This is a genomic window from Acinetobacter sp. CAU_H_S139_7 (genome assembly GCF_058599305.1).
Genome location: NZ_CM178651.1, coordinates 93,021 through 115,338, shown reverse-complemented (window position 1 = coordinate 115,338; position 22,318 = coordinate 93,021). Strand labels below are relative to the sequence as shown.

Here is a 22,318-nt window from a genome sequence, read left to right as displayed (position 1 = left end):
AATAAAAAAGCTTAAATCGCTACCAATTCTCGAATACCTTTTGCAGGCATTTCACAGCCTGCGCCTTGCGCAATCACTTGCCCACGGGCCATGACGGTATATGCATCGGCCAGCTCCTCGGCAAAATCATAAAACTGCTCGACCAAAACCACCGCCATGTCGCCGCCATCCGCCAGTTTACGAATCACTCGGCCAATGTCTTTGATAATAGAAGGTTGAATGCCTTCTGTAGGCTCATCCAAAATTAACACCCGAGGCTCTGATGCTAAAGCACGCGCAATCGCCAGTTGCTGCTGCTGCCCCCCTGATAAATCTCCGCCTCGGCGGTGCTTCATTTCATCTAAAATTGGGAAAATTTCATACAAATGCTCAGGCACTTTTCGAGTTTTCACCCCCTTAAACTTGGCCATGCCAATCAGGATATTTTCTTCGACAGTTAAGGTTGAAAAAATATCACGCCCTTGCGGCACATAAGCCAAACCTACACGCACGCGTTGCTCGGGACTCATTTTCGAAATGTCCTGACCATCAAGTAAAATCTGTCCGGACTTAATCGGTAAAATCCCCATTAAACATTTCAGTAAAGTGGTTTTCCCTACGCCATTACGCCCCAGCACCACGGAGCACTCTCCCACAGGGGCCTGAAAGGAGACATCTCTTAAAATATGGCTGCCACCGTAAAACTGATTGACGTCTTTGACTTCTAACATGGTCGGCTCCTTAACGTCCTAAATATTTCTCAATCACATCTTCATTGGCCTGTACCTCAGCCAATGTACCTTCGGCTAAGATCGCCCCTTGAGCCAGTACCGTCACCTTCTCACTGATGGTGTCGATAAAGCTCATATCATGTTCAACCACCACCAAGGTGTGATTTTTCTTCAGCTCTAAACATAGCTCAGCGGTTCGTTCCGTTTCGGCATCGGTCATACCCGCCACAGGTTCATCGAGTAGAATCAGCTTAGGACGTTGCATAAGCAACATACCGATTTCCAACCATTGCTTTTGTCCATGTGACAACAGCCCCGCAGGTTTGTGTACCCATTCTTCTAGGCGAATTTGAGCCAAAGACTCGTCCAAAGCCAGCTGTGCATCTGGGTCAAGTTTGCTAAAAAAGCTTTTCTTCACCCGCTTATCTTTTGGTGCAGCAAGCAGTAAGTTTTCCATCACGCTAAAGTTTTCAAACACCGTTGGTTTTTGAAATTTACGTCCAATGCCTGCTTCCGCAATTTGCTCGGTACTCATCTTGGCCAAATCATAGTTTTGCCCAAAAAAAGCGGAGCCTTCGGTCGGTCGGGTTTTACCCGTAATCACATCCATTAGTGTGGTTTTACCTGCCCCATTGGGCCCAATGATGCAGCGTAGCTCGCCTTCTTGGATGTATAGCGATAAATCATTTAAGGCACGAAAAGCATCAAACCAAACACTAACTTTTTCCAAGTACAGTGCAATCCCATGACTGAAGTCGGCGCCTTGCTCTTTGGGACGTCCATAGCCGTCTGAAGCATGGCCACCATGAGGTTGTATTAGCTCACTCATTTGCTACGCTCCTTTTTAAAACGGTCAAACAGACCAATGACACCTTTGGGTAAGAAAATGGTGACCACAATAAATAAAGCACCCAAGATCAATAACCATGCTTCTGGATAAGCCACGGTGAAATAAGTTTTCACGCCATTAATTAACCCTGCACCCAAAATTGGGCCAATCAAGGTGCCACGCCCACCCGCAGCCACCCATACCGCCATTTCAATCGAATTGACAGGGTTCATTTCACTCGGGTTAATAATGCCAGCCTGAGGCACATACAAAGCTCCTGCAATACCTGCAATCACTGCGGACAGTACCCATGCAGAAAGCTTGTACCACAGCGTACGATAGCCCAAGTACTGCAAGCGGTTTTCACTGTCCCGAATCGCCCCCAGCACACGACCGTAGGGTTTATTCATGAGATGACGCAACCCCACAAAGCACAGCATCAACACCAAAGCCGTTAGAGAACATAAGGTGGCACGCATGGGCGCAGACGTGATGTCCATGCCTAAAATAGTCTTAAAGCCAGTAAACCCATTGTTTCCGCCAAAGCCTGTTTCATTGCGGAAAAATAACAGTGCCGCAGCAAATGTCATGGCTTGGGTAATAATCGAGAAATACACGCCTTTAATTTTGGAGCGAAAGGCAAAGAAACCAAAGATGAAGGCCACCATACCGGGCACCAATACCACCAAGGCCAAAGCCCATAAGAAATGATTGCTGCCCACCCAATACCACGGTAGTTCAGTCCAGCTTAAAAAACGCATAAAGTCAGGCAGGCTGTCACCTGCCGTCTGGCGCATCAGATACATACCAAACGCGTAGCCACCAAGGGCAAAGTACAAGCCATGGCCTAGGCTTAAAATGCCTGCATAACCCCAAACCAAGTCCAACGCCAAAGCCACCAAAGCCAAACACATGATTTTACCAATCAAGGTGACCCAATACGCAGAGAGATGAAAGGCTGCATCGACTGGTAGCAAATGTAACCAAGGCAGGATCAACATCACCGCAAAGCAGACCGCAATAGCGAGCGCACTATAAGGTTTATCGGAAAATAAAGAAGTGATTTTCATGCGCTTACTCCACAAAACGGCCTTTGATGGCAAACAAACCTTGTGGACGTTTTTGAATAAACAAAATCACAAGAACCAGTAGAATAATTTTAGCAAGAACAGCCCCCATCCCAATTTCAAGGACTGTACCGCTGATCCCTAAACCAAGCGCCGCCAGCACAGCTCCCCAAACTTGCCCGACACCACCCACCACAACAACCAAGAAAGCATCGATAATGTAGTTCTGACCCAAATCAGGCCCAACATTGCCCACTTGTGCTAAGGCACAGCCTGCTAGACCAGCTAAGCCTGAACCCAGCCCAAAGGCCAACATATCGATACGGCTAGAGCGGATACCGACAGCACGTGCCATTTGACGGTTTTGTGTTACGGCACGAACAAACAGACCAAAGCGGGTTTTATTAAGTAGGTAAACCAACAGCAGTAGCACCGCAACCGTAAACACAATAATGGCAATCCGGTTATACGGCAGCATTAAACTTGGACTCAGCGCTATCCCACCCGATAACCAAGAAATATTCGAGACTTCAACATTTTGTGCGCCAAAAATCATCCGCACCAATTGCATCAAAATCAGACTGACCCCAAAAGTGGCCAACAAGGTTTCAAGCTGACGACCGTACAGTGGACGAATCACCGTCCGTTCAATCAACATGCCAATCAACGCGCTCACCAAAAAGGCTGCAGGAATAGCAGCAATCAAATACCAATCGACATAACTGCCTAAATAAGTCTTAAACAGGCTTTGCACCACATAGGTGGTATAGGCTCCGATCATAATCAACTCGCCATGCGCCATATTAATCACACCAAGCAGGCCATAAGTGATGGCCAAACCGAGTGCCGCAAGCAGTAAAATGCTGGCTGTACTGAAACCTGAAAACACATGTCCAGCCCATTCACTGGCCTGAATCCGTGTTTTAATCTGGCTTTTGGCATCCACCAAAACAGCTTTGAGTTCGGGGTTCAAATTTGATTGAGTTAAAGCCTGCTCAACCAGTGCCAGCACCTCGGGACGGTTGGAATTGGTAAGGACTTTAGCAGCCTGAATTTGGACTAAAACATCTGGACTTTCAAAGTCGAGGCGTGCTTTGAGCTGTGCCAAGCGCTGTTTAACTTTATTATTTTGTTCATGCAGATAGAGCTGATTAATCTGCGCAACATTCAGTTCAGACAGATTATTTTCTAAAATATCAATGGCTGCTAAACGTTGGGCAGATTCTTCAGATTTTAATTTGGCCTGTGCCTGCCCAAAATTTAAAGCCTTACGTAAGGTGTTGACCAAAGTTACCTGAGACAAATCCCCCGGCCAAGTGTCAATCACTTGCTCATCGGGATAACGCAATAATTTTTCATTATTTTTTAAAATATACGTCGTACCTGTACTGTCTCGATACAGCTCATCATTGTCGATCAGTGCCACCAATCGATCAAATTCTTCAATCGTCCCCGGCCATTGGTTGAGCATGACACGGCGCTCAGCAAACTCAGCTTTGACAAAACGTTGAATCGTATCATTCGATGCTGATACGCTTTGGGTCTGAGCAGAAAGTTGAGCCTCTTCAGCCCAAACACTGCTACTCACGAGCTGTGCCATTGCGCACAACAGTGCAGCACAAAAAAATTTAAGATTCATAATATGACCTCCTTAAGCTTGCTTAAAACACCCCACATCGGGATGTGCTTACTGAAAAGCCCACAGCAATCGCAGCAGGCTCAACGCTTAAGGAAATTATTTAGGAATGTACGGACTCCAAGGTTCCGCCTTAATCACATTTGGTGTTTTATAGACCACGTCAAACTGACCATCACCACGGATTTCACCAATCATCACTGGTTTTTGTAGATGATGATTTTCAGCATCCATTTTTAAGGTATAGCCTGAAGGTGCTTTGAACTCTTGACCTGCCATCGCAACGCGAACTTTATCAACATCGGTGCTACCTGCTTTTTCAACCGCTTGCTTCCACATATTGATGCCCACATAGGTGGCTTCCATCGGATCATTGGTCACGATTTTGTCAGCATTCGGTAGCTTATACTGCACCGCATACTGCTTCATTTTATTGACAAATTCGGTGTTAGTCGGGTTTTTCACCGACATGAAATAGTTCCAAGCAGCCAAATGTCCAACCAATGGTTTGGTATCAATACCACGGAGTTCTTCTTCACCCACAGAGAAAGCCATGACTGGAATATCCGAAGCTTTAATGCCCTGGTTACCCAGCTCACGATAGAACGGTACGTTAGAATCGCCATTGATGGTTGAAATTACTGCGGTTTTCTTACCCGCAGCAAATTTCTTCACATTACCGACAATGGTTTGATAGTTACTATGACCGAAGGGGGTGTACTCTTCCATGATGTCCGCATCGGCCACACCTTTGGACTTCAAGAACGCACGTAAAATTTTATTGGTGGTGCGTGGGTAGACATAGTCCGTACCGAGTAGCACAAAGCGCTCTGCTTTACCGCCCTCTTCGCTCATCAAATATTCCACCGCAGGAATCGCCTGTTGGTTCGGTGCGGCGCCTGTATAGAAAATATTTTTCGACTGCTCCTGCCCTTCATACTGCACGGGATAGAACAATAAACCATTCAACTCTTCTACCACAGGTAACACTGACTTACGCGATACCGATGTCCATGAACCAAAAATCACCGCGACTTTATCTTGGGTAATGAGTTGACGTGCTTTTTCAGCAAATAAAGGCCAATCAGATGCTGGATCGACCACTACAGGTTCTAACTTTTTGCCCAGTACCCCACCGTTGGCATTAATTTCATTGATGGTCATCAATGCTGTGTCTTTGAGAGAGGTTTCAGAAATTGCCATGGTGCCTGAGAGCGAGTGCAAAATTCCGACTTTGATGGTGTCACCACTGCTCACTGCCGCTGTTGGCTCAGACGTTGCTGTTTCCGCTTTCTCCGCAGGTTTTGAACAACCTGTCAAAGCAATAGTCCCCATCATTGCAGTTGCAAGGAATGTTTTAGTGAGTAATTTTTGTTGGAACATCTTGATTTTCTCCAAACTTGAAACTTAGGGTGCATTTTGCAATGCATGATTGTTATTCGCGCTATGAGTGCCAATTCAATTTCTATGCCAAGCAGGGTTTTACGATGTGAAAATCATTATCAAATTTTTAATTATTTCAATATTTATCAATCATTTATTTATTTTTAAATGCACTGTATTTTAGGTAGATTTTCGCCCAAATGGCTACTTTTCTGCATACAAACTTGTATACATCATTTGTTCCAAATCAATTCATTTCGCCTAATTCAATTGATTGACTGAAAAATTGTGCACAGATTAAGCGCAATCTTATGGCCCATCTGCGCAACAAAAAGCCCGCAATGTACGGGCTTTTTATTTTTAGATTAAAAGTGTTCAAATAACACAATTTATGCATTTAATGCAGAATCATATGCCTAGGTTGATTTAGTGATGTGTAATCTTCAAACCAATAATGTGGATCATTACCTTTCGTATATTTAACATTTTGTTCTTTATAATTTCCTTTAAACTTTTCAGCAAGGGTAACGTGTATTGAGCCTTGTTCAGGATAATCACAATGTGCATCACTGATTCGATTACCTAGTGCTAACTCATTGTCTAAAATTTTTTTCATCTCAGAATTTAATAAATTGGCATAATACAAAATTCTTTTTTTCCATTCGACACGCCCTGCTAAGCTTAAGGTATGTAGTGTTTCATCATCCACATCAGCTTCACGCATTTCCTGTAATTCTTCTTCATCCATGCCCATATCATTTCGTATATTTTCCGCTAAATGTTTTTCTTGATATTCCATTTTTATTCTCTTAAAGCCAATTTAGTTTTTAGTCATCATAATAGATAAGCCCACTTTACGCAGGCTTATCAATATATTAAACCACCAACTCGGCCAAGTTACCTTTCTGCTCTAACCATTCTTTACGGTCACTGGAGCGTTTTTTTGCCAGTAATTTGTCCAATAAACCTGCAGTAAAATGACTGTCATCCAAATCTAATTGCACCAAACGGCGTGTGTTTGGATCCAGCGTGGTTTCACGCAGTTGGCTTGCGTTCATTTCACCCAAACCTTTAAATCGAGTAATTTGCGGGTTCTTGGTTTTGCATTTTTTTAACATGCTTTCAAGCTCATCATCGTCCAAGGCATAGTGCACATCTTTTGCATCATCAATTCGATACAACGGAGGCATCGCCACATACAGATGTCCTTCTTCAACCAAGATCGGAAAATGTTTCACAAACAAAGCACATAGCAGAGTCGCAATGTGTAGACCATCCGAGTCAGCATCGGCCAAAATACAGATCTTGCCATAACGTAATTCGGATAGATCATCCGACCCCGGATCGACCCCAATCGCAATGGCAATGTTATGCACTTCTTGCGAAGCTAAGACTTCATCAGAAGAGACTTCCCAAGTATTTAAGATTTTCCCACGAATAGGCATGATCGCTTGGAAGTTTTTATCACGCGCCTGCTTGGCTGAACCACCAGCAGAATCACCTTCCACAATGAACAGTTCAGACTCTTCTAAGGTATGTCCAACGCAGTCTGACAGTTTTCCAGGTAAAGTTGGCCCTGCCACAATTTTCTTACGTTCGACCTTTTTCGCAGCTTTCAGACGACGACCTGCTTTTGAGATCGCCATTTCAGCCAACTGCATGGCAATATCGGAGTTTTGGTTCAACCACAGTGCAAAAGCATCTTTGGCAATGTTCTGGACAATGCCCGATGCTTCACGGCTAGATAAACGCTCTTTGGTTTGGCCTGAAAACTGTGGCTCTTGGAACTTCAACGACAAAATATAGTTCACACCATCCCAGACGTCTTCAGCTGACAGCTTCATATTGCGTGGCAGCAAGTTACGCAGTTCACAAAACTCACGCATTGCATCGGTCACACCTGAGCGTAGGCCGTTCACATGGGTTCCGCCTTGCGCCGTTGGAATCAAGTTCACATAGCTTTCTTGTACCAATTCGCCGCCATCGACATTCCAACAAATGGCAAATTCGGCACTGGCACGCTCAGCATCTCCTGTTGCCACAAAGGCTGGATGAGGCAGAATCTCACGATCCTCAATTTCATCCATCAAATAATCGACGAGGCCATTTTCAAACTGCCAAACGATTTTTTCGTCATTGATTTGGTCGACATAATTGATTTGCAAACCAGCCGCCAAAACAGCTTTGGCTTTTAAGTTGTGCTTCAGCGCTTTCAAGGCAAATTTCGGTGAATCAAAATATTTGGCTTCAGGCCAAAAGTGAACGGTGGTCCCTGTCGCACGCTTCGGAGCTTTACCTTCTAGCACCGTCAAGGGCGCAGTCGGTTCACCCTGCTCAAACACCATTTGGTAAAGGTTGCCTTGACGCTGAACTTCTACTTCGACTCGGCTAGATAAGGCATTTACCACGGAAATGCCTACGCCATGCAAACCGCCTGAGAACTGGTAGTTGTCGGTACTGAATTTACCACCTGCATGCAGTTTGGTCAGGATGATTTCGATCCCGCTTTGACCATATTCGGGGTGAATATCGACAGGCATACCGCGACCATTGTCTTCGACTGAGAGCGAACCATCTTTATAAACGGTGACGGTAATTTTGTTGGCATGGCCAGCCAGTGCCTCATCGACTGCATTATCAATAACCTCTTGCGCCAAATGGTTTGGGCGTGTGGTATCGGTATACATGCCGGGACGACGACGTACCGGATCTAAACCAGATAATACTTCAAGCGATTGAGCCGTATATTGAGACACGTTGTACTGTTTCCTTATTTTAAGCAGTCCGATAAAAACTGTAATGCCATCGGTATTTTGTCTGCGAAATCTTCCATCGCATGATTGCCTTGCGTTTCCGAGATCACGAGCGCTGCGCCATTATAATAGCGCTGTGCTTCACGATAATCCAAAACTTCATCGCCTTGTTGCAATAACACTAAAATTTTGTCTGCATCTTGCACAAATGGCAGCTCAATCTGCTCTAAATAGTCTAATTGTGCATCATCGAGCGTCCAATGTTCATTGACTTTATAGGGCAGTTGCGTCGCACCAAATAAATCTCGGAACAAATGCCATGGTTGCATAGCTGGATTGATCAGCACAGCCGGCACTGCCAACTTCGCGACCAGTTGTGTCGCATAAAACCCACCTAAACTACTGCCTACCAGCACCACCTGATCCAACTCCTGAATCAAGGCGGCCAATTTTTCTAAGGCCAAATGTGGCGGCATGTTCAAGTCTGGCAAATGCACATGCCACTGTGGACGAGATTCGCAATAGCGTTTCAGCAATTGACCTTTAATCGATAAAGAACTGCTTTGAAAGCCATGTAAATAAATAATATTCATGCTGTACATTTACTCTTCTACATCATTTTTATTGAACTCAAAAGAGATGACATCAGCCGACTGTATTATTTTGTATGGATATAAAAATTGTCAGACAAAAAAATAAGGTCATCTGTGTATTCATCGCTATTGTAAAAGTTGTTCGAGATGAATTAGATAAGCTAGAGTGCTAAGAATTTATACCGTGATCGTTGAAAAAAATAAAGTCCCTTTGGACACAGAAACACAAGGGTAGAAAAAATGCCAAGTTTAACGCCTCTGCACGAGACCTATTGTAAATGGGATCGTACTCCTCCCAGCCAAGCCGACCTGCTTGAAGGGATTGCTCAGTTGGTGACAACCCGCTTAGGCGATGTCGTCCACGATTTAATTCAGGCCATTCAGCGTGAAATTTTAATCAGTATATTTGGGATGAATGAAACCAGTTCCAAGAAGTTTCTGTCGACACGGTCAATTGAAAAAATTTACCAGTTTTCCTTCAATACCTTGCAAAACTACGGTAGCTATTTATTGGCGCCAAGTTTGCGTCATATCATTGAAAAATTTCCAAATTTGCATCGCAAACCCTTAACCCCAACCATGCATTATTTAGTTGGGGCGCTGAATGGTGTTTTGGGCGACTATTTACTGAAATATCACAACCCTGTGGCACTACCGATGGTGCTATATGATCATTATGGCGCTGTCCAACAAGGTGAGTTATCTGGCCGCGTTGTGATTATGGTTCATGGTCTATGCATGAACCATTTGTACTGGAGCACGGCGCGTTATGGCGGTATAGGGGAAAAACTGCTGACGCAACGTGCACAAAACACCATGCTATATCTCAACTACAACACGGGTCGTCGTATTTCAGCCAATGGGCGTAGCTTTGCCAACTCACTACAAGATTTACTCAACCGTAACCCACGGATTAGCTCGATTGATCTGATTGGGCACAGTATGGGCGGACTGGTTTCGCGCAGTGCGCTGTTCTACGGCAAACAAAATATGCAAAGTTGGATTCATGTGGTGGAAAACATGGTCTGTATTGGTTCTCCGCATCATGGTGCGGCTTTAGAACGTTTTGGCTTTCATTTGCAGGACAAATTGGGACGTTTCCCTTTTGTCAAAATTATTGGGCATATCATCAACATTCGCAGCAACGGTATTTTAGACTTACGTCATGGCAGTGTGCGGGATGATGACTGGGAACATAATGAAGCGCGTATTGGTCATGTTGATGACAATCGTAAGCCAGCCCCTTTACCCTCCCATATCAATACCTTCTTGGTGGCAGGTACGATTGAGTTTGAACATCGCAAATATCGCGCGCTCAATGTGATTGGGGATTATTTGGTCAGTGTGAAAAGTGCCTTAGGCGAGCATATGAATCCGCGCTTTCAACTGAAAGTCCCCGATTCACATAAAGCCATTTTCTATGGCTTAAACCATTTTGAGCTACATACCCATGCCAGTGTTGCCGAACAAATCGTCAATTGGTTCTATCCAAATCCAACTGAAACGGAATATGGCCAAGTGCATGAATATATGATCGGGTTGGATGACTTAGAGGGCATTGCGCTCACCTAGGCCCCCTCATTCACCTCATAAAAAAGCCAACATCACGTTGGCTTTTTTTATCTTTATTATTTTTTCTTCGCGTGGCTTGGATATGTACGCAACAGTTGCCACAGGCTAATCAACGCCAGTGCCACAAAAAATACCAAAGACCACACAGGTAAAGACTGACCTAGGAAAGTCCAGTCTACCAGTGCACATTCACCTGAACCTGTTAAGACTTGCTCAAACACAGCACGCAGCGGCAACGTGTCTAACCAATAATCCAAGCCTGGGCCACAGCTCGGCACTTGATCAGGCGGTAAGCTCTGTAACCAAACGTGACGTGCTGCCACACCAGCCGACCATAAGATCGAGAGGCTGCCTAAAAATGCATAAAAGCGTTTAAAACCATTCGATGCTGGGTTATGCAAAAAGGCAATCAGCGAAATAATCCCCAGTCCAATCAGTCCCACACGTTGGAACACACAGAGTGGACATGGGTTTAACTGTAGCGGGCCATGCTCTAAATACAAGGCAAAGGCCATCCCGATGATACTGGCTAAAACCAAAACACCACTCACGAAGCGATAACTCCATTGCATGGTCAATCCTCTTAATTTTTTATCTAAATTGCGCAAGATACTGTTCAAAACTCAGCTGACTGTCTTGCTCTAATTGCTGTTGTTGTTGCAGTGATTGCGTGGCTAAATCGTCAAAATAAGCCCATGTCTCTGCACTCAACTGATGACGCTCATAACTCGATGCATGTTGTGCAGCCATTTGGCTACCAAAGCCCCATGTCCCACCCGCTTCTAGAGTATCTTCGATCATCTGCGCCGACAAAGTATCATCAACTTCAGCGACTCTCTGTTGCATGACTGTCATCGCTTTACTATACAGTGTGGTGTCATAGCACTGATCTAACAACACAACCAGTTCTTGCATAGCCTCTAAATGAGACTGACTCCATGCTTCAATTGGGAACGATTGCTCACCCACAGCAATTGCAGCATTCGGTGCGCGACCACGATTGACCACTTCCGCTTGGTTTTTCTCGATTTGATCTTGCTCTGCGGCCAATAAGTCTGGGCTATCTAGCAATAAGCAGTACAGCGCCAGCACTTCTAAGAAACCTGCGGTATCTTCATTGATCCCAATTGGGCTATACGGGTTCACATCCACCGCACGCAGTTCCACATAACCGACACCACGATTGCTCAGCGCTTGTGATGGAGTTTCACCTGCTTGTGGTACTTGCTTTGGCCGCACCAAACTGTAGTACTCATTTTCAATTTGCAGGACATGATCATTAATTTGAATCGGCTCTCCCTGCGCATCGTTGAGGCCTAAGCGACTAAACGGCGCATAAGCCGTTTTGACTGCTTTTTGTAGGCCTTCGAGATAACCGTCGATATTGTTGTAATGAATCCCGAGCTGCTTTTGTGCTGAGTTTTGATAACCAAAACGTCCCATTCGCAAAGCAGTTGCATAAGGTAAATACAAGGTCCCGCGCAGCAATGGCAACAGATGATGTTCACGCCCTGTCATAAAACACTGGCAGACCGATGGACTTGCCCCGACCAAAAACATCACCAACGGCGTAAGGCGAATAAAGTTGCGGATCAATCCAAAATAGCGGTGACTACGATAGTCTTGTGCAGATAAGGCTTTTAGTGCCTCATCTGTTTCGTGTTGTTGTAATTGTTCAAACAGCTGATCAGGAAAAGATAAGTTATAGTGTAAACCTGAAATGGTTTGCATACGGCGACCATAACGTACCCCTAAACCATGACGGTACAAGGTCTTGAACTTCCCGATATTTGAGCTGCCATATTGGGCTAAGCGGATTTTATCGTCATTGTCATCCAACATACATGGCATCGACAGCGGCCAGAGCTTTTCACCATGTTCCAGATGACGATGCGCCACGCTATGAATGTCTTTTAAATAGTGCAACGCCTCGGTAATGCTGGGCTGGGGCGGTGTAATAAATTCTAATAAAGCTTCCGAATAATCCGTCGTAATATGCGGATGGGTCAGTGCAGAACCCAAAGCTTGAGGGTGGTCGGCTTGTGATAAAAAACCATCACTTTGCATGCGCAAACTTTCACGCTCAATCCCACGTAACATCCCTTGCAAAAGTGATGAATTGACCCAAGTCGGTAACACAGCTGTAGATTTAGATGCGGGTTGACCCATTACAATCTCACTTTTTGGAAGAAACAATTACAACGACGAATAAAATAAAATCATCAGTTTATATCAGTATAACGTGATTTTAATTCGGCACATTACACCCAGTCCTATTTTCAAGTAAACCATCTGTTCTATTTTTTCGGAAAATATTTATCACAAAGTTACGCTATTAGACATATCAAAAGTGTGATTGTATTGAAGAATAAATGCTAAAGAATTGTAAACTTTATGAATTATCAAGAAATTTTAGATTTTTGGTTCGATCCCAAAAACCAAAGCTGGTGGTTTAGCCAAAATGATGCGTTCGATGCACTCATCGAAGAAAAATTTAAGACAATTCATCAACAAGCGGCGCATGCTGAGCTATGGTCTTGGTGCTGAGGGGCGTTTGGCTGAAATTATTGTGCTCGACCAACTGTCGAGAAACCTGTATCGCAACAGTTCTTTGGTCTTTGCTCAGGACGCTTTGGCCTTGGCTTTGGCACAAGAAGCCATCACGCTAAAACTGGATGCAGCACTACCACCCATACAACGTAGTTTTTTATATATGCCCTTTATGCATAGTGAATCGAAACTTATTCATCAATATGCTTTAAAATTGTTCGAAGACTTAGGCAATCCGATTAACCTCGATTTTGAACAGCGTCACAAAGTGATTATCGATCGTTTTGGACGCTATCCGCATCGGAACCAAGTCCTTGGCCGCAACTCAAGCCAAGAAGAACTGGATTTTTTGACTCAGCCCAACAGCCATTTTTAACTGTTCGGCTTCTCCCTCTGTGCTAAGGAGTCTATCTCATGAAGAAAATTTTAATCGCCTGTGCACTGGCGACGGGTCTGAGTTTAGTAGGCTGTGCCTCTACCCCCTCAAAGCCCTTAACCTTCGACCAGTTAGGTCGGTTTAGTAATACGCCATTAAACACCTCGACTTATCGCATCAGCTTCCAAGCGCGCCCAAATATGAGCTATGGCACGGCTGAAGAAATCACTCTGGTCAAAGCTGCGCAAACCACAGTGCAAAATGGTTATCGCTTCTTTAAAGTGCTAAATGACCCGAGCAACCAAAACCAACCACCAAGACAAGCCGTGGTGTATTCAAACCCAATGCCTTATTACCCATATGGTTATTATTCTCGCCATCCAGCCTTTTGGCCTGATCCGTTCTACGATGTACCACGTGTAGTCGACATTGACCCCGTGCAAGTGTCATACAGCATTCAATGCTTTAAAGACCAAAAATCGGCACCAAGCGATGCCTTTGATGCCACGCTGATTTTAAAATCGCTGGGTAGAAAATACGGTTTGAGTCCAACCGGTGAAGTGCTCCCACCGCCTGAACCGAGCAGTCCAGCGTCGACCAGCAAATAAAGCATAGAGCCTGCCTATGAATGAACCTCAAGCCGTCCCATCGAGTCTGAAACGCAGCAAACGTTTTGCCACCATTGCCCTAATCACGGCAGTGGTGACATGGCTGCTGCTGATGGTCGTTGCCAAGTTTGTCCCCACAGACAAGGTTTGGATCATTCATATTTTAATGTTATCCGCCGAAGCAGGTGTAGTCGGCGGCTTGGCTGACTGGTATGCCATTACTGTGCTGTTCCGTAATCCCTTTGGGAAAATGCCAATTCCAAAGTTTTTACGCGATCACACCGAAATTATTCCCCGTAACAAAGACCGTATTGCAGAGTCTATGGGCCGCTTTGTACAAGAGAACTTTCTTTCTCCACAAGTGGTGGAAAAAAGCCTGCAAAGTACCGACCTGTCTTTGGCGGTTGGCCAATGGCTTGCCAACCCACAAAACAATCTGCAAGTCACCCAAGTCATTCAACAAACGGTGCCTAAAGTCTTTGAGTTTGTGGGCCAAGAACAAATCGGACGCTTTATTCAAAGTAACAGCGTGCAGTGGGTGCGTAACACTCAAGTCAATCATTTGGCCAGTGAAATGCTGCGTGCAGTGCTAGAAAATGATTTCCATCAAGATGTATTACAACGCGGACTCGACTTGGCGCATGACTGGATGACCCAACATCCTGAACAAAGTCGTGAGTTGACCCGAACCTTGTTCAAAGAACTCGGGGTTTGGAAACTGGCCAAAGGGGCCAGTTGGATTGGCATCGATGTGCAGCAAAGAACCATCGACTCACTCATTCAACGAGTCGAATCGATGTTGGCCGATCCTGAGCATCCATGGCGTCAAAAGATTGAAGCAATAGGACACGCGCTTATGCTCGAACTGGCAGACAGCGACAGTAGGGCCAGTCAGCGTTTAAACCAGACCAAAGACGCCCTGCTAGATAGCCCACAAGTGCTGAATTTTATTAGCGGTGCAGTGGTCATTTTATGTGATGCCATTAAACAAGACTTGCAAAAACCAGACTCTGGTATTGCTCACAACATCCGTGTATCCATTCAACAAATCGGGGAAAACATCATCTCCAATCAAGCCGTCAGAGACTTGCTTAATCAACGCCTCAGCGGCATTGCGGTCAATCTCAGCGACCAATACAGTGAAAAAGTCATTCGTTTTATCAGTGAACGTATTCACGAATGGGACTCCAGTGTGATGATTGACAAGATCGAAAATGAAGTCGGTGGCGACTTGCATATGATTCGGGTCAATGGCGTCGTAGTCGGTGCATTTATTGGCTTAGCACTGGGGATTATTCGCGCGGCAGTTGAACAGCTCTTATAAAAGCAATCCACAAAAATGCATGCTTCACCCCTGCCCTACATGCAAAATTTGCATAAGTAAAAGGGGATGAATATGCTATTTTGGGCTGATATTTAGACACTTTTAAGCATTCATGATTCAGTTGCCTTCATCTAAACTGCCTGCACAAGGCGTCACTATTTTCAGCACTATGACTGCCATGGCACAGCGCTTAAATGCACTAAATCTATCCCAAGGTTTTCCAGACTTCGAAGCTCCTGCTGAACTGCTGGATGCTTTAGCACAGGCCACTCAAAGTGGTTTCAATCAGTATGCTCCAGGCGATGGAGTCTGGTTATTACGCGAGCAACTGGCGCAGCAATTTGCACACCGCGATCAGATTCAGCTCGACCCGATGACTGAAATTACCATCACTCCGGGCGCAACCATTGGCCTTTTTGCCACCATTCAAGCCGTAGTCCATGCGGATGATGAAGTCATCATTTTTGACCCCAGTTATGACAGCTATGCGCCAAGTGTGGCTTTGGTTGGGGGCAAAGCCATTCATATTGCGCTCCACCCCCCACATTTTTCGGTCGATTGGGAGCAGGTCAAATCAGCCATCACTGCCAAAACCAAACTGATCATTATCAACACACCACATAACCCAAGTGGTGCCATTTGGAGTAAGCAAGATTGGTTGATGCTGATTGAACTGATTTGCGACACCAATATTTTAATCCTGTCCGATGAAGTCTATGAACATCTGGTATTTGATGGTCAACGTCACTATTCGGCGCTGTCTTTTCCTGAACTGCGTGAGCGTAGTGTAGTGGTGGGGTCCTTTGGCAAAACCTTTCATGTGACCGGTTGGAAAACCGGCTACTGCGTTGCTACACCTGCGCTGATGCAACTGTTCCGTCAGGTCTATCAGTTTGCCAACTTCTGCGGAGTCACCCCAGTACAACTGGCGTTAGCCAATTATATGCAGCAACATCCTGAGCATATTCAAAACTTAGCGGGCTTTTATCAAGCAAAACGCGATCGTTTTATTGAGGGTTTAACCGGTTCACGCTTTCAATGGCTGCCTTCGCAAGGCACTTACTTTCAAAATGTCGACTACAGCCACATTCGTCCCGATTTAAACGATGTTGAATTTTGCCGCTTTCTGGCAGAGCAGCATGGCATTGTTGGCATTCCTGTTTCCGTGTTTTATCAGCAGGCACCAGAGGCTTTGCGCATGATTCGTTTTTGCTTTGCCAAGACCGATCAAACCTTGGCTCAGGCAGCTGAAATTTTGCAAAGCGTTTAAATTTTTCAGCTTTTCTTTTGCACAAGAACAAGCTTCGCTTACTGAAATACATCGGCTTTTCAGCGCTGAACTATGCTAGGGTAAGCCTTAGAAATGTAATAAAAATAACCTCAGGATGACTTATGTCAGCACACGCCCCATTGGTGCAACAGCAAAAGCTATGGAAAGCCTTTTTTATTTTCCTGATGCCTTTGATTGCCACCAATATTCTGCAAAATCTGTCGGGTACGATTAATACCATCTTTGTCGGACAGATGATGGGGGTGCAGGCGATTGCAGCGGTTGCGGTGTTCTTCCCCATCCTATTTTGCTTAATGGCCTTCGTAATTGGACTATCCGCGGGTTCTACCGTCTTGGTTGGTCAAGCATGGGGCGCACAGAATATTGAAAAAGTCCGGGCGGTGGTCGGCTCCACTATTTTTATGACCCTCATTGGTGGCAGCTTTATTGCGTTTCTTGGGGTAGTTTTTGCGCGACCAATTTTATCGGCTTTGGGTATCGATGAAGACGTCATGCATCTCTCGTTACCTTATGTGCAATGGATGTTGGCAGGTAGCCCCCTACTGTTTGTATATATTATTTATACCTCAATTTTACGCGGTGTCGGAGACAGCACGACACCTCTAATTGCTTCTGGCATGACCATCTTGATTGGGCTTTGTGTCACACCCGTTCTGATTGCGGGTTATTTTGGCTTTCCAAAACTGGGGATTGTTGCGCCTGCCATTGCGACCATTTTAGGCTTTGTTTCTGTGCTGACCTTTTTATATTTCTATTTGAACTATAAACAGCACCCACTCAGGCTTGATGCACAACTGCTACGTCATATTCGCTTTGACCGCCAGCTGAGTAAAATCATTCTGCGCTTAGGGGTTCCAACAGGCATTCAAATGATCACCACCTCGGTTGCGGGTCTTGTTATTGTGGGCCTAGTCAACCGCCATGGGGCCGATGCGACCGCAGCCTATGGTGCGGTTAATCAGGTTCTGAATTATATTCAATTCCCTGCTCTATCGATTGCCATTGCTGCATCGATTTTTGGTGCGCAAGCCATTGGCGCAGGCAAATCCGAGTTATTGGCCAAAGTCACGCGTACCGCACTCGGCATGAACATTATCATTACGGGTTCTTTGGTGGTTTTGGCTTACCTCTTCTCCAAATACCTCATGGCACTCTTTATCACTGACCATGCAGTGGTTGAGCTGGGGCAACAGCTGTTGTTCATTGTGCTGTGGTCCATTTTATTCTTTGGTGCCAGTGCCATTTTTGCCTCCATTATGCGGGCCAGCGGTACAGTCACCATGCCCATGATCATCAATATCATTGCGATTATTGCGATTGAAGTGCCCTGTGCCTACTTATTTAGTGAATGGTGGGGACTGCAAGGTATTTGGTATGCTTATGCACTGGCCTTTGTCAGCTTATGCATTATGCAGGGGCTTTATTATCAATTTATTTGGAAGAAAAAGACCATTGAAACGCTCATTTAAAGCTAAACAGATATTTGATAGAACACGTTTTTGATCATGACACTCATTAAAATTAAGCATAAAAGAACCCGCCAAAGCGGGTTTTTTACATCACAACATTAAGACTTTCTTTGGCTTAATTTGGTCGCAAAAGCCGTCACTTTTTGGTAGCCCGTTGGTAAGATGCGCTGAATCAAATCTAGCGTTTTCGCATCATTGCCAATCAATAAACGGCGCTTGTCTTTTTGTACCGCCTCTAAAATTTGACGCGCTGCTTCTCCAGGTGGACAGCGTAATAATTTATTAAAGGTCTGTGCAGATTTCTCAGGGTTCATCCCGATGCTACGCAGGCTGTCATTCACTTTGGCAGCATTGGCAATATTGGTTCGAATCCCACCTGGATGCACGCACAACGCGCTCACGCCAGAGTTTTCCATATCTAACTCTTGGCGTAATGACTCCGTAAAGCCACGCACCGCAAACTTAGTGGCATTGTAAGCAGACTGAGTCGGTTGAGCGGTTAGGCCAAATAAGCTGGAAATATTGATGATATGCCCATCGCCTGTTTTCTTAATATAAGGCAAAAACTCTTTGGTGCCATAGACCACACCCCAGAAATTAATCCCCAAGATCCATTCCAGCTCTTCATAGGATGCACCTTCTACGGTTGAACCCAAAGCAACGCCGGCATTATTAAAAATCATATTCACAGAACCATGATTTTGTACGGTTTCTTCAGCCCACGCTTGCATCGCTAAGCGGTCTGAGACGTCTAATTTTTTCGTGGTGACACGTACATTGGTGCCTTGTAGCAGTTCAACTGTTTTTGCCAACCCTTGTTCATTGACATCACTCAATGATACATGACAGCCCGCCTTGGCTAATAAAAGTGCCAATTGTTGGCCAATACCCGATCCTGCACCTGTAATTGCCGCGACTTTATTTTTAAAATTCTTCATGAGATTGTGGTTGTCCTTTATCTTTGTACATCGACTGTAGATGCTTTTTTTATAATTGACAATATCAATTGTCATAAATTTAATAGCCAAAAGTGTCAAGTCCATGAAAACCAGCTAGAGATTAAAGCCTACGCATAGGTAGAGTCGTGGTTTATTGCTAAACTATGCAAAACCTTGGCTTTCAAATAGGGCGATGAAATCTGATGACGGCATCTGAACCAGTACAAAAAAACAGCGATAATAATAAAACCAAAGAAAGACAATTCAAGGGCTTATCGCTTTCTGAACGTAAACAGCTGCGTCGTGAAAAACTCATTGAAGCAGGAATTGAAGCCTACGGTACTCACGGCTTTTTTGCCGTGACGGTGAAAGATATTTGTAATGAAGCCAAACTTACTGAACGTTATTTTTATGAGTCGTTTAAAAAAAGTGAGCAGCTGTTTCAAACCATTTTTTTAAAGCTGATCGATGAGTTACAGCACAATGTCATGCAAGCCATCATGCAAGCCTCTTCAGATCCACACAAAATGATTGATGCAGGACTGCGTGCCTTACTCACTACCTTAAAAGACAATCCCCGCATGGCGCGTATTATTTATATCGATGCAATGTTGGTCCAAGAATTACATAACCAAGCCACCATTCATGAAACCATGACCCGTTTTGACCGAATGATTCAGGCCTTTGTGATGCTGATGATGCCGCAAATTAATCGTTCCGAACGAGAAATTTCGCTGGTCGCCACAGGCCTCAATGGCTATGTTACGCAAATTGCGATCCGTTGGGTGGTCAGTGGGTTTAAACAATCCTTTGAAGAAGTTTTAACCTCCAGCCGTATTGTGTTTATTTCACTCCTAGAAACCTTTTCTGACCCGAATGCACGGGAAAAATTGGATGTCTAAGACTTTTCACTTGGATGAGATCGGCATTTTCGAATGCAATTTAGATTAAACTTCCATTAATTTTGAATCCCAATATGACGATTTTTTGTCACATTTTTTTGCAAATTTCATCAATCGTCTGTTTTTTGCAATGATACTGTCATAATTAATCTTTGTAATAAGCCTGTCATAAAATTAAAACGGCCTGCCGTTACCTACAATAGGATATTGCGTTGTGAAAGATGACTACATTTTAATCGTCGATGATGAACTTCCCATTCGAGAAATGATTCACACCTCGTTGGATATGGCAGGCTTTCAATGCTTACAAGCCGAAGATGCAAAACAAGCCCACCAAATGATTGTGGATCAGCGTCCTGCTTTGATCTTGCTCGACTGGATGATGCCTGGTGGCGTCAGTGGCGTAGATTTATGTCGCCGTCTCAAGCGCGATGAAAATCTCTCTGAAATTCCAGTGATTATGCTCACGGCACGTGGTGAAGAAGACCATAAAGTACAAGGTCTGGACGCTGGTGCAGATGACTACATGACCAAACCGTTTTCGACCCGTGAATTGGTTTCACGCATTAAAGCCGTTTTACGCCGCGCTAATGCGCTCAGCGGTGAAAAATCGATTGATGCCAATGGCTTAATCTTAGACCCTGTCAGCCAACGGGTCAGCTTTGGCAATAATTTCCTCGACATGGGACCAACCGAGTATCGTTTACTGGCCTTCTTCATGACTCATCCTGAGCGTGCCTACACCCGTGCACAACTTCTTGACCAAGTCTGGGGTGGAAACGTGTATATTGAAGACCGTACCATCGACGTGCATATTCGCCGTTTACGTAAAGTGCTTGAGCCTTATGCGGCAGATCGCTTTGTGCAAACAGTTCGCGGTACAGGCTATCGATTCTCTACACGTGCGGATATCGCCCTAGGTTAATTTTGTTTTATGTATGAACCCTACCCGGTCCCTGAACTTGCGCGCGAGCATAAAAAAACGCGATACAGCAGTTTATGGGGCTTTGCCAAACAGGACTTACGTCTCCTTGCCTTTTTCTTGCTGATTGCAAGCTTGATTGGTTTTGGCGTTGGTTATTTTTGGACGTGTATCTCCTTTGCCTTTGCCGTTTTTTTCATTCTGCAAATGCGCTCTTTGTATTTGGTCAATGACTGGATTTCCAATCGTCCCTACGAAGTTCCACCCAACCTTGGGGGCATTTGGGGGGCATTATTGTTCAATGTTTATCGTGCACAGCGCCAAGAACGGATTGTACAAGCGGAAATGGTTGGGTTGATTGATCGGGCACAGTCATCATTGGTCGCTTTGCAAGAAGCCGTGGTGCTGATTGATGACATGCAACAAATTGAATGGTGGAACCCTGCTGCAGAACGGTTATTGGGCATCGAACAAAATGACCGTGGCCGTAATATTTTGACTTTATTACGCCAACCGAGTTTTGTGGATTATTACAATAATATTGATGCGGCACCAGATGGCTTAAAAATGAAGTCATCCAGTTTTGATGAACATTATGTTCAAGTCAAAATGACCCGTTTTGGTGGTGAAAGTCGCTTACTGGTCGCCTATGACGTGACCCGCATGCACAATCTCGAACAAATGCGTAAAGACTTTGTCGATAACATTTCACATGAACTACGTACACCACTCACAGTACTCAGTGGTTATATTGAAACCTTTACAGACCAAGAAGACCTCAACCCACGTTGGAAGCGGGCCTTTGACCAAATGCAGGCACAGGCCAAACGCATGAATGCCTTGGTGAATGATTTGCTCTTACTGTCACGCCTAGAAAATGACAAGCAAATTGCTAAAAATCAAATCATTGATATGCCTAGCTTAATGAACCAACTTTATGACGATGCACATGCCTATAATATTGATTATGGGCATACGCTCAATCTCGATATCGACAGTCATTGCGACTTAATCGGTTCAGATATGGAGTTGGCCAGCGCTTTTAGTAATCTGATTACCAATGCCATCAAATACACACCGAAAGGTGGAACGGTGACCATGGGTTGGCATGACAATGGTGAGCAAGCTTATTTTACTGTGGAAGATACTGGCATAGGCATTGATCCTAAGCACCTACCCCGTTTAACCGAACGCTTCTACCGTGTTGACAGCGCGCGCAGTCGACAAACGGGTGGCACAGGCTTAGGACTAGCAATTGTGAAACACGTGTTAATGCAGCACCAAGCACATTTAGAAATTGAATCTAAAGAAAATCAAGGCTCAATTTTTAAAGTGATTTTCCCCAAAGAACGCACCTATAATCCTGAATAAGCCTTTCTTCAAAAGCATGAAAAA

Annotated in this window: 19 protein-coding genes and 1 pseudogene; 9 read left to right on the top strand and 11 right to left on the bottom strand. The window is 44.7% G+C overall.

All coding sequences use genetic code 11. The annotated features are described in order from the left end of the window. Nucleotides 1-11: 11 nt before the first annotated feature. The 8 genes from urtE to AC4MC0_RS00490 all read right to left on the bottom strand — a co-directional run bounded on the left by urtE (nt 12) and on the right by AC4MC0_RS00490 (nt 8,971). A complete protein-coding gene (gene urtE, locus AC4MC0_RS00525; RefSeq protein WP_078425113.1) occupies nt 12-710 on the bottom strand; it encodes an urea ABC transporter ATP-binding subunit UrtE in 699 nt (232 codons plus the stop codon). A 10-nt stretch (nt 711-720) separates the two neighbouring features. Continuing rightward, complete coding sequence (urtD, locus tag AC4MC0_RS00520; protein WP_004691767.1) at nt 721-1,539, bottom strand: urea ABC transporter ATP-binding protein UrtD; 819 nt, start codon at nt 1,537-1,539, stop codon at nt 721-723. Beyond that, complete coding sequence (urtC, locus tag AC4MC0_RS00515; RefSeq protein ID WP_078425114.1) at nt 1,536-2,609, bottom strand: urea ABC transporter permease subunit UrtC; 1,074 nt, start codon at nt 2,607-2,609, stop codon at nt 1,536-1,538. The genes urtD and urtC overlap by 4 nt, the downstream gene beginning before the upstream one ends. A 4-nt stretch (nt 2,610-2,613) precedes the next feature. Next, entirely contained in the window at nt 2,614-4,245 is a 1,632-nt protein-coding gene (gene urtB, locus AC4MC0_RS00510) for an urea ABC transporter permease subunit UrtB (protein ID WP_491887206.1), read from the bottom strand. 96 nt (nt 4,246-4,341) lie between these two features. Beyond that, complete coding sequence (gene urtA / locus AC4MC0_RS00505; RefSeq protein WP_004691771.1) at nt 4,342-5,625, bottom strand: urea ABC transporter substrate-binding protein; 1,284 nt, start codon at nt 5,623-5,625, stop codon at nt 4,342-4,344. 397 nt (nt 5,626-6,022) lie between these two features. Continuing rightward, nucleotides 6,023-6,424 (bottom strand): hypothetical protein, encoded by a 402-nt coding sequence (locus AC4MC0_RS00500; protein WP_491887205.1) that lies wholly within the window; start codon nt 6,422-6,424, stop codon nt 6,023-6,025. A 76-nt stretch (nt 6,425-6,500) separates the two neighbouring features. Next, a complete protein-coding gene (gene parE / locus AC4MC0_RS00495) occupies nt 6,501-8,381 on the bottom strand; it encodes a DNA topoisomerase IV subunit B (RefSeq protein WP_491887204.1) in 1,881 nt (626 codons plus the stop codon). Between the two features lie 14 nt (nt 8,382-8,395). After that, entirely contained in the window at nt 8,396-8,971 is a 576-nt protein-coding gene (locus AC4MC0_RS00490; protein WP_201701906.1) for a YqiA/YcfP family alpha/beta fold hydrolase, read from the bottom strand. A 240-nt stretch (nt 8,972-9,211) separates the two neighbouring features. Here AC4MC0_RS00490 and AC4MC0_RS00485 point away from each other — a divergent pair, with 240 nt between their 5' ends. Continuing rightward, on the top strand, nt 9,212-10,543 hold the full coding sequence (locus AC4MC0_RS00485; protein WP_176536796.1) for a PGAP1-like alpha/beta domain-containing protein: 1,332 nt from the start codon (nt 9,212-9,214) through the stop codon (nt 10,541-10,543). 56 nt (nt 10,544-10,599) lie between these two features. On the opposite strand, the gene AC4MC0_RS00480 is transcribed toward AC4MC0_RS00485, so the two are convergent. Together AC4MC0_RS00480 and gshA are read right to left on the bottom strand one after the other, a co-directional pair. Further along, nucleotides 10,600-11,115 (bottom strand): disulfide bond formation protein B, encoded by a 516-nt coding sequence (locus AC4MC0_RS00480; protein ID WP_114837384.1) that lies wholly within the window; start codon nt 11,113-11,115, stop codon nt 10,600-10,602. 19 nt (nt 11,116-11,134) lie between these two features. Then, nucleotides 11,135-12,712 (bottom strand): glutamate--cysteine ligase, encoded by a 1,578-nt coding sequence (gshA, locus tag AC4MC0_RS00475; RefSeq protein WP_114837385.1) that lies wholly within the window; start codon nt 12,710-12,712, stop codon nt 11,135-11,137. A gap of 225 nt (nt 12,713-12,937) precedes the next feature. On the opposite strand from gshA, the pseudogene AC4MC0_RS00470 reads away from it, so the two are divergent. The 5 genes and pseudogenes from AC4MC0_RS00470 to AC4MC0_RS00450 all read left to right on the top strand — a co-directional run bounded on the left by AC4MC0_RS00470 (nt 12,938) and on the right by AC4MC0_RS00450 (nt 18,161). Next, a pseudogene (locus AC4MC0_RS00470) lies at nt 12,938-13,469 on the top strand (DUF924 family protein). 38 nt (nt 13,470-13,507) lie between these two features. Further along, a complete protein-coding gene (locus AC4MC0_RS00465) occupies nt 13,508-14,077 on the top strand; it encodes a CC0125/CC1285 family lipoprotein (RefSeq protein WP_491887203.1) in 570 nt (189 codons plus the stop codon). 16 nt (nt 14,078-14,093) lie between these two features. Then, complete coding sequence (locus tag AC4MC0_RS00460) at nt 14,094-15,401, top strand: DUF445 domain-containing protein (RefSeq protein ID WP_395474985.1); 1,308 nt, start codon at nt 14,094-14,096, stop codon at nt 15,399-15,401. 112 nt (nt 15,402-15,513) lie between these two features. Continuing rightward, a complete protein-coding gene (locus tag AC4MC0_RS00455; RefSeq protein ID WP_491887202.1) occupies nt 15,514-16,671 on the top strand; it encodes a methionine aminotransferase in 1,158 nt (385 codons plus the stop codon). Between the two features lie 122 nt (nt 16,672-16,793). Next, the gene (locus AC4MC0_RS00450) at nt 16,794-18,161 is read left to right on the top strand and encodes an MATE family efflux transporter (protein WP_291390285.1); all 1,368 of its coding nucleotides are present in this window, start codon (nt 16,794-16,796) and stop codon (nt 18,159-18,161) included. A 98-nt stretch (nt 18,162-18,259) separates the two neighbouring features. On the opposite strand, the gene AC4MC0_RS00445 is transcribed toward AC4MC0_RS00450, so the two are convergent. Further along, nucleotides 18,260-19,099, bottom strand: coding sequence for an SDR family NAD(P)-dependent oxidoreductase (locus AC4MC0_RS00445; protein WP_491887201.1), 840 nt, complete (start codon nt 19,097-19,099; stop codon nt 18,260-18,262). Nucleotides 19,100-19,302: 203 nt separating this feature from the next. On the opposite strand from AC4MC0_RS00445, the gene AC4MC0_RS00440 reads away from it, so the two are divergent. The 3 genes from AC4MC0_RS00440 (at nt 19,303) to phoR (ending at nt 22,294) form a co-directional block, all read left to right on the top strand. Further along, nucleotides 19,303-20,001: a TetR/AcrR family transcriptional regulator gene (locus AC4MC0_RS00440; RefSeq protein WP_058951499.1), complete on the top strand. Its 699-nt coding sequence runs from the start codon at nt 19,303-19,305 to the stop codon at nt 19,999-20,001. Between the two features lie 214 nt (nt 20,002-20,215). Then, nucleotides 20,216-20,926 carry a phosphate regulon transcriptional regulator PhoB gene (phoB, locus tag AC4MC0_RS00435; protein WP_004691794.1) on the top strand — a complete coding sequence of 237 codons (711 nt, stop codon included), beginning with the start codon at nt 20,216-20,218 and terminating at the stop codon, nt 20,924-20,926. A gap of 9 nt (nt 20,927-20,935) precedes the next feature. Next, complete coding sequence (gene phoR / locus AC4MC0_RS00430) at nt 20,936-22,294, top strand: phosphate regulon sensor histidine kinase PhoR (protein WP_004691795.1); 1,359 nt, start codon at nt 20,936-20,938, stop codon at nt 22,292-22,294. Nucleotides 22,295-22,318 lie beyond the last annotated feature (24 nt).

Coding starts and splice junctions, on each gene's coding strand:
- urtE (WP_078425113.1), bottom strand. CDS start 710: ATGTTAGAAGTCAAAGACGTCAATCAGTTTTACGGTGGCAGCCATATT.
- urtD (WP_004691767.1), bottom strand. CDS start 1,539: ATGAGTGAGCTAATACAACCTCATGGTGGCCATGCTTCAGACGGCTAT.
- urtC (WP_078425114.1), bottom strand. CDS start 2,609: ATGAAAATCACTTCTTTATTTTCCGATAAACCTTATAGTGCGCTCGCT.
- urtB (WP_491887206.1), bottom strand. CDS start 4,245: ATGAATCTTAAATTTTTTTGTGCTGCACTGTTGTGCGCAATGGCACAG.
- urtA (WP_004691771.1), bottom strand. CDS start 5,625: ATGTTCCAACAAAAATTACTCACTAAAACATTCCTTGCAACTGCAATG.
- AC4MC0_RS00500 (WP_491887205.1), bottom strand. CDS start 6,424: ATGGAATATCAAGAAAAACATTTAGCGGAAAATATACGAAATGATATG.
- AC4MC0_RS00490 (WP_201701906.1), bottom strand. CDS start 8,971: ATGAATATTATTTATTTACATGGCTTTCAAAGCAGTTCTTTATCGATT.
- AC4MC0_RS00485 (WP_176536796.1), top strand. CDS start 9,212: ATGCCAAGTTTAACGCCTCTGCACGAGACCTATTGTAAATGGGATCGT.
- AC4MC0_RS00480 (WP_114837384.1), bottom strand. CDS start 11,115: ATGCAATGGAGTTATCGCTTCGTGAGTGGTGTTTTGGTTTTAGCCAGT.
- gshA (WP_114837385.1), bottom strand. CDS start 12,712: ATGGGTCAACCCGCATCTAAATCTACAGCTGTGTTACCGACTTGGGTC.
- AC4MC0_RS00465 (WP_491887203.1), top strand. CDS start 13,508: ATGAAGAAAATTTTAATCGCCTGTGCACTGGCGACGGGTCTGAGTTTA.
- AC4MC0_RS00460 (WP_395474985.1), top strand. CDS start 14,094: ATGAATGAACCTCAAGCCGTCCCATCGAGTCTGAAACGCAGCAAACGT.
- AC4MC0_RS00455 (WP_491887202.1), top strand. CDS start 15,514: ATGATTCAGTTGCCTTCATCTAAACTGCCTGCACAAGGCGTCACTATT.
- AC4MC0_RS00450 (WP_291390285.1), top strand. CDS start 16,794: ATGTCAGCACACGCCCCATTGGTGCAACAGCAAAAGCTATGGAAAGCC.
- AC4MC0_RS00445 (WP_491887201.1), bottom strand. CDS start 19,099: ATGAAGAATTTTAAAAATAAAGTCGCGGCAATTACAGGTGCAGGATCG.
- AC4MC0_RS00440 (WP_058951499.1), top strand. CDS start 19,303: ATGACGGCATCTGAACCAGTACAAAAAAACAGCGATAATAATAAAACC.
- phoR (WP_004691795.1), top strand. CDS start 20,936: ATGTATGAACCCTACCCGGTCCCTGAACTTGCGCGCGAGCATAAAAAA.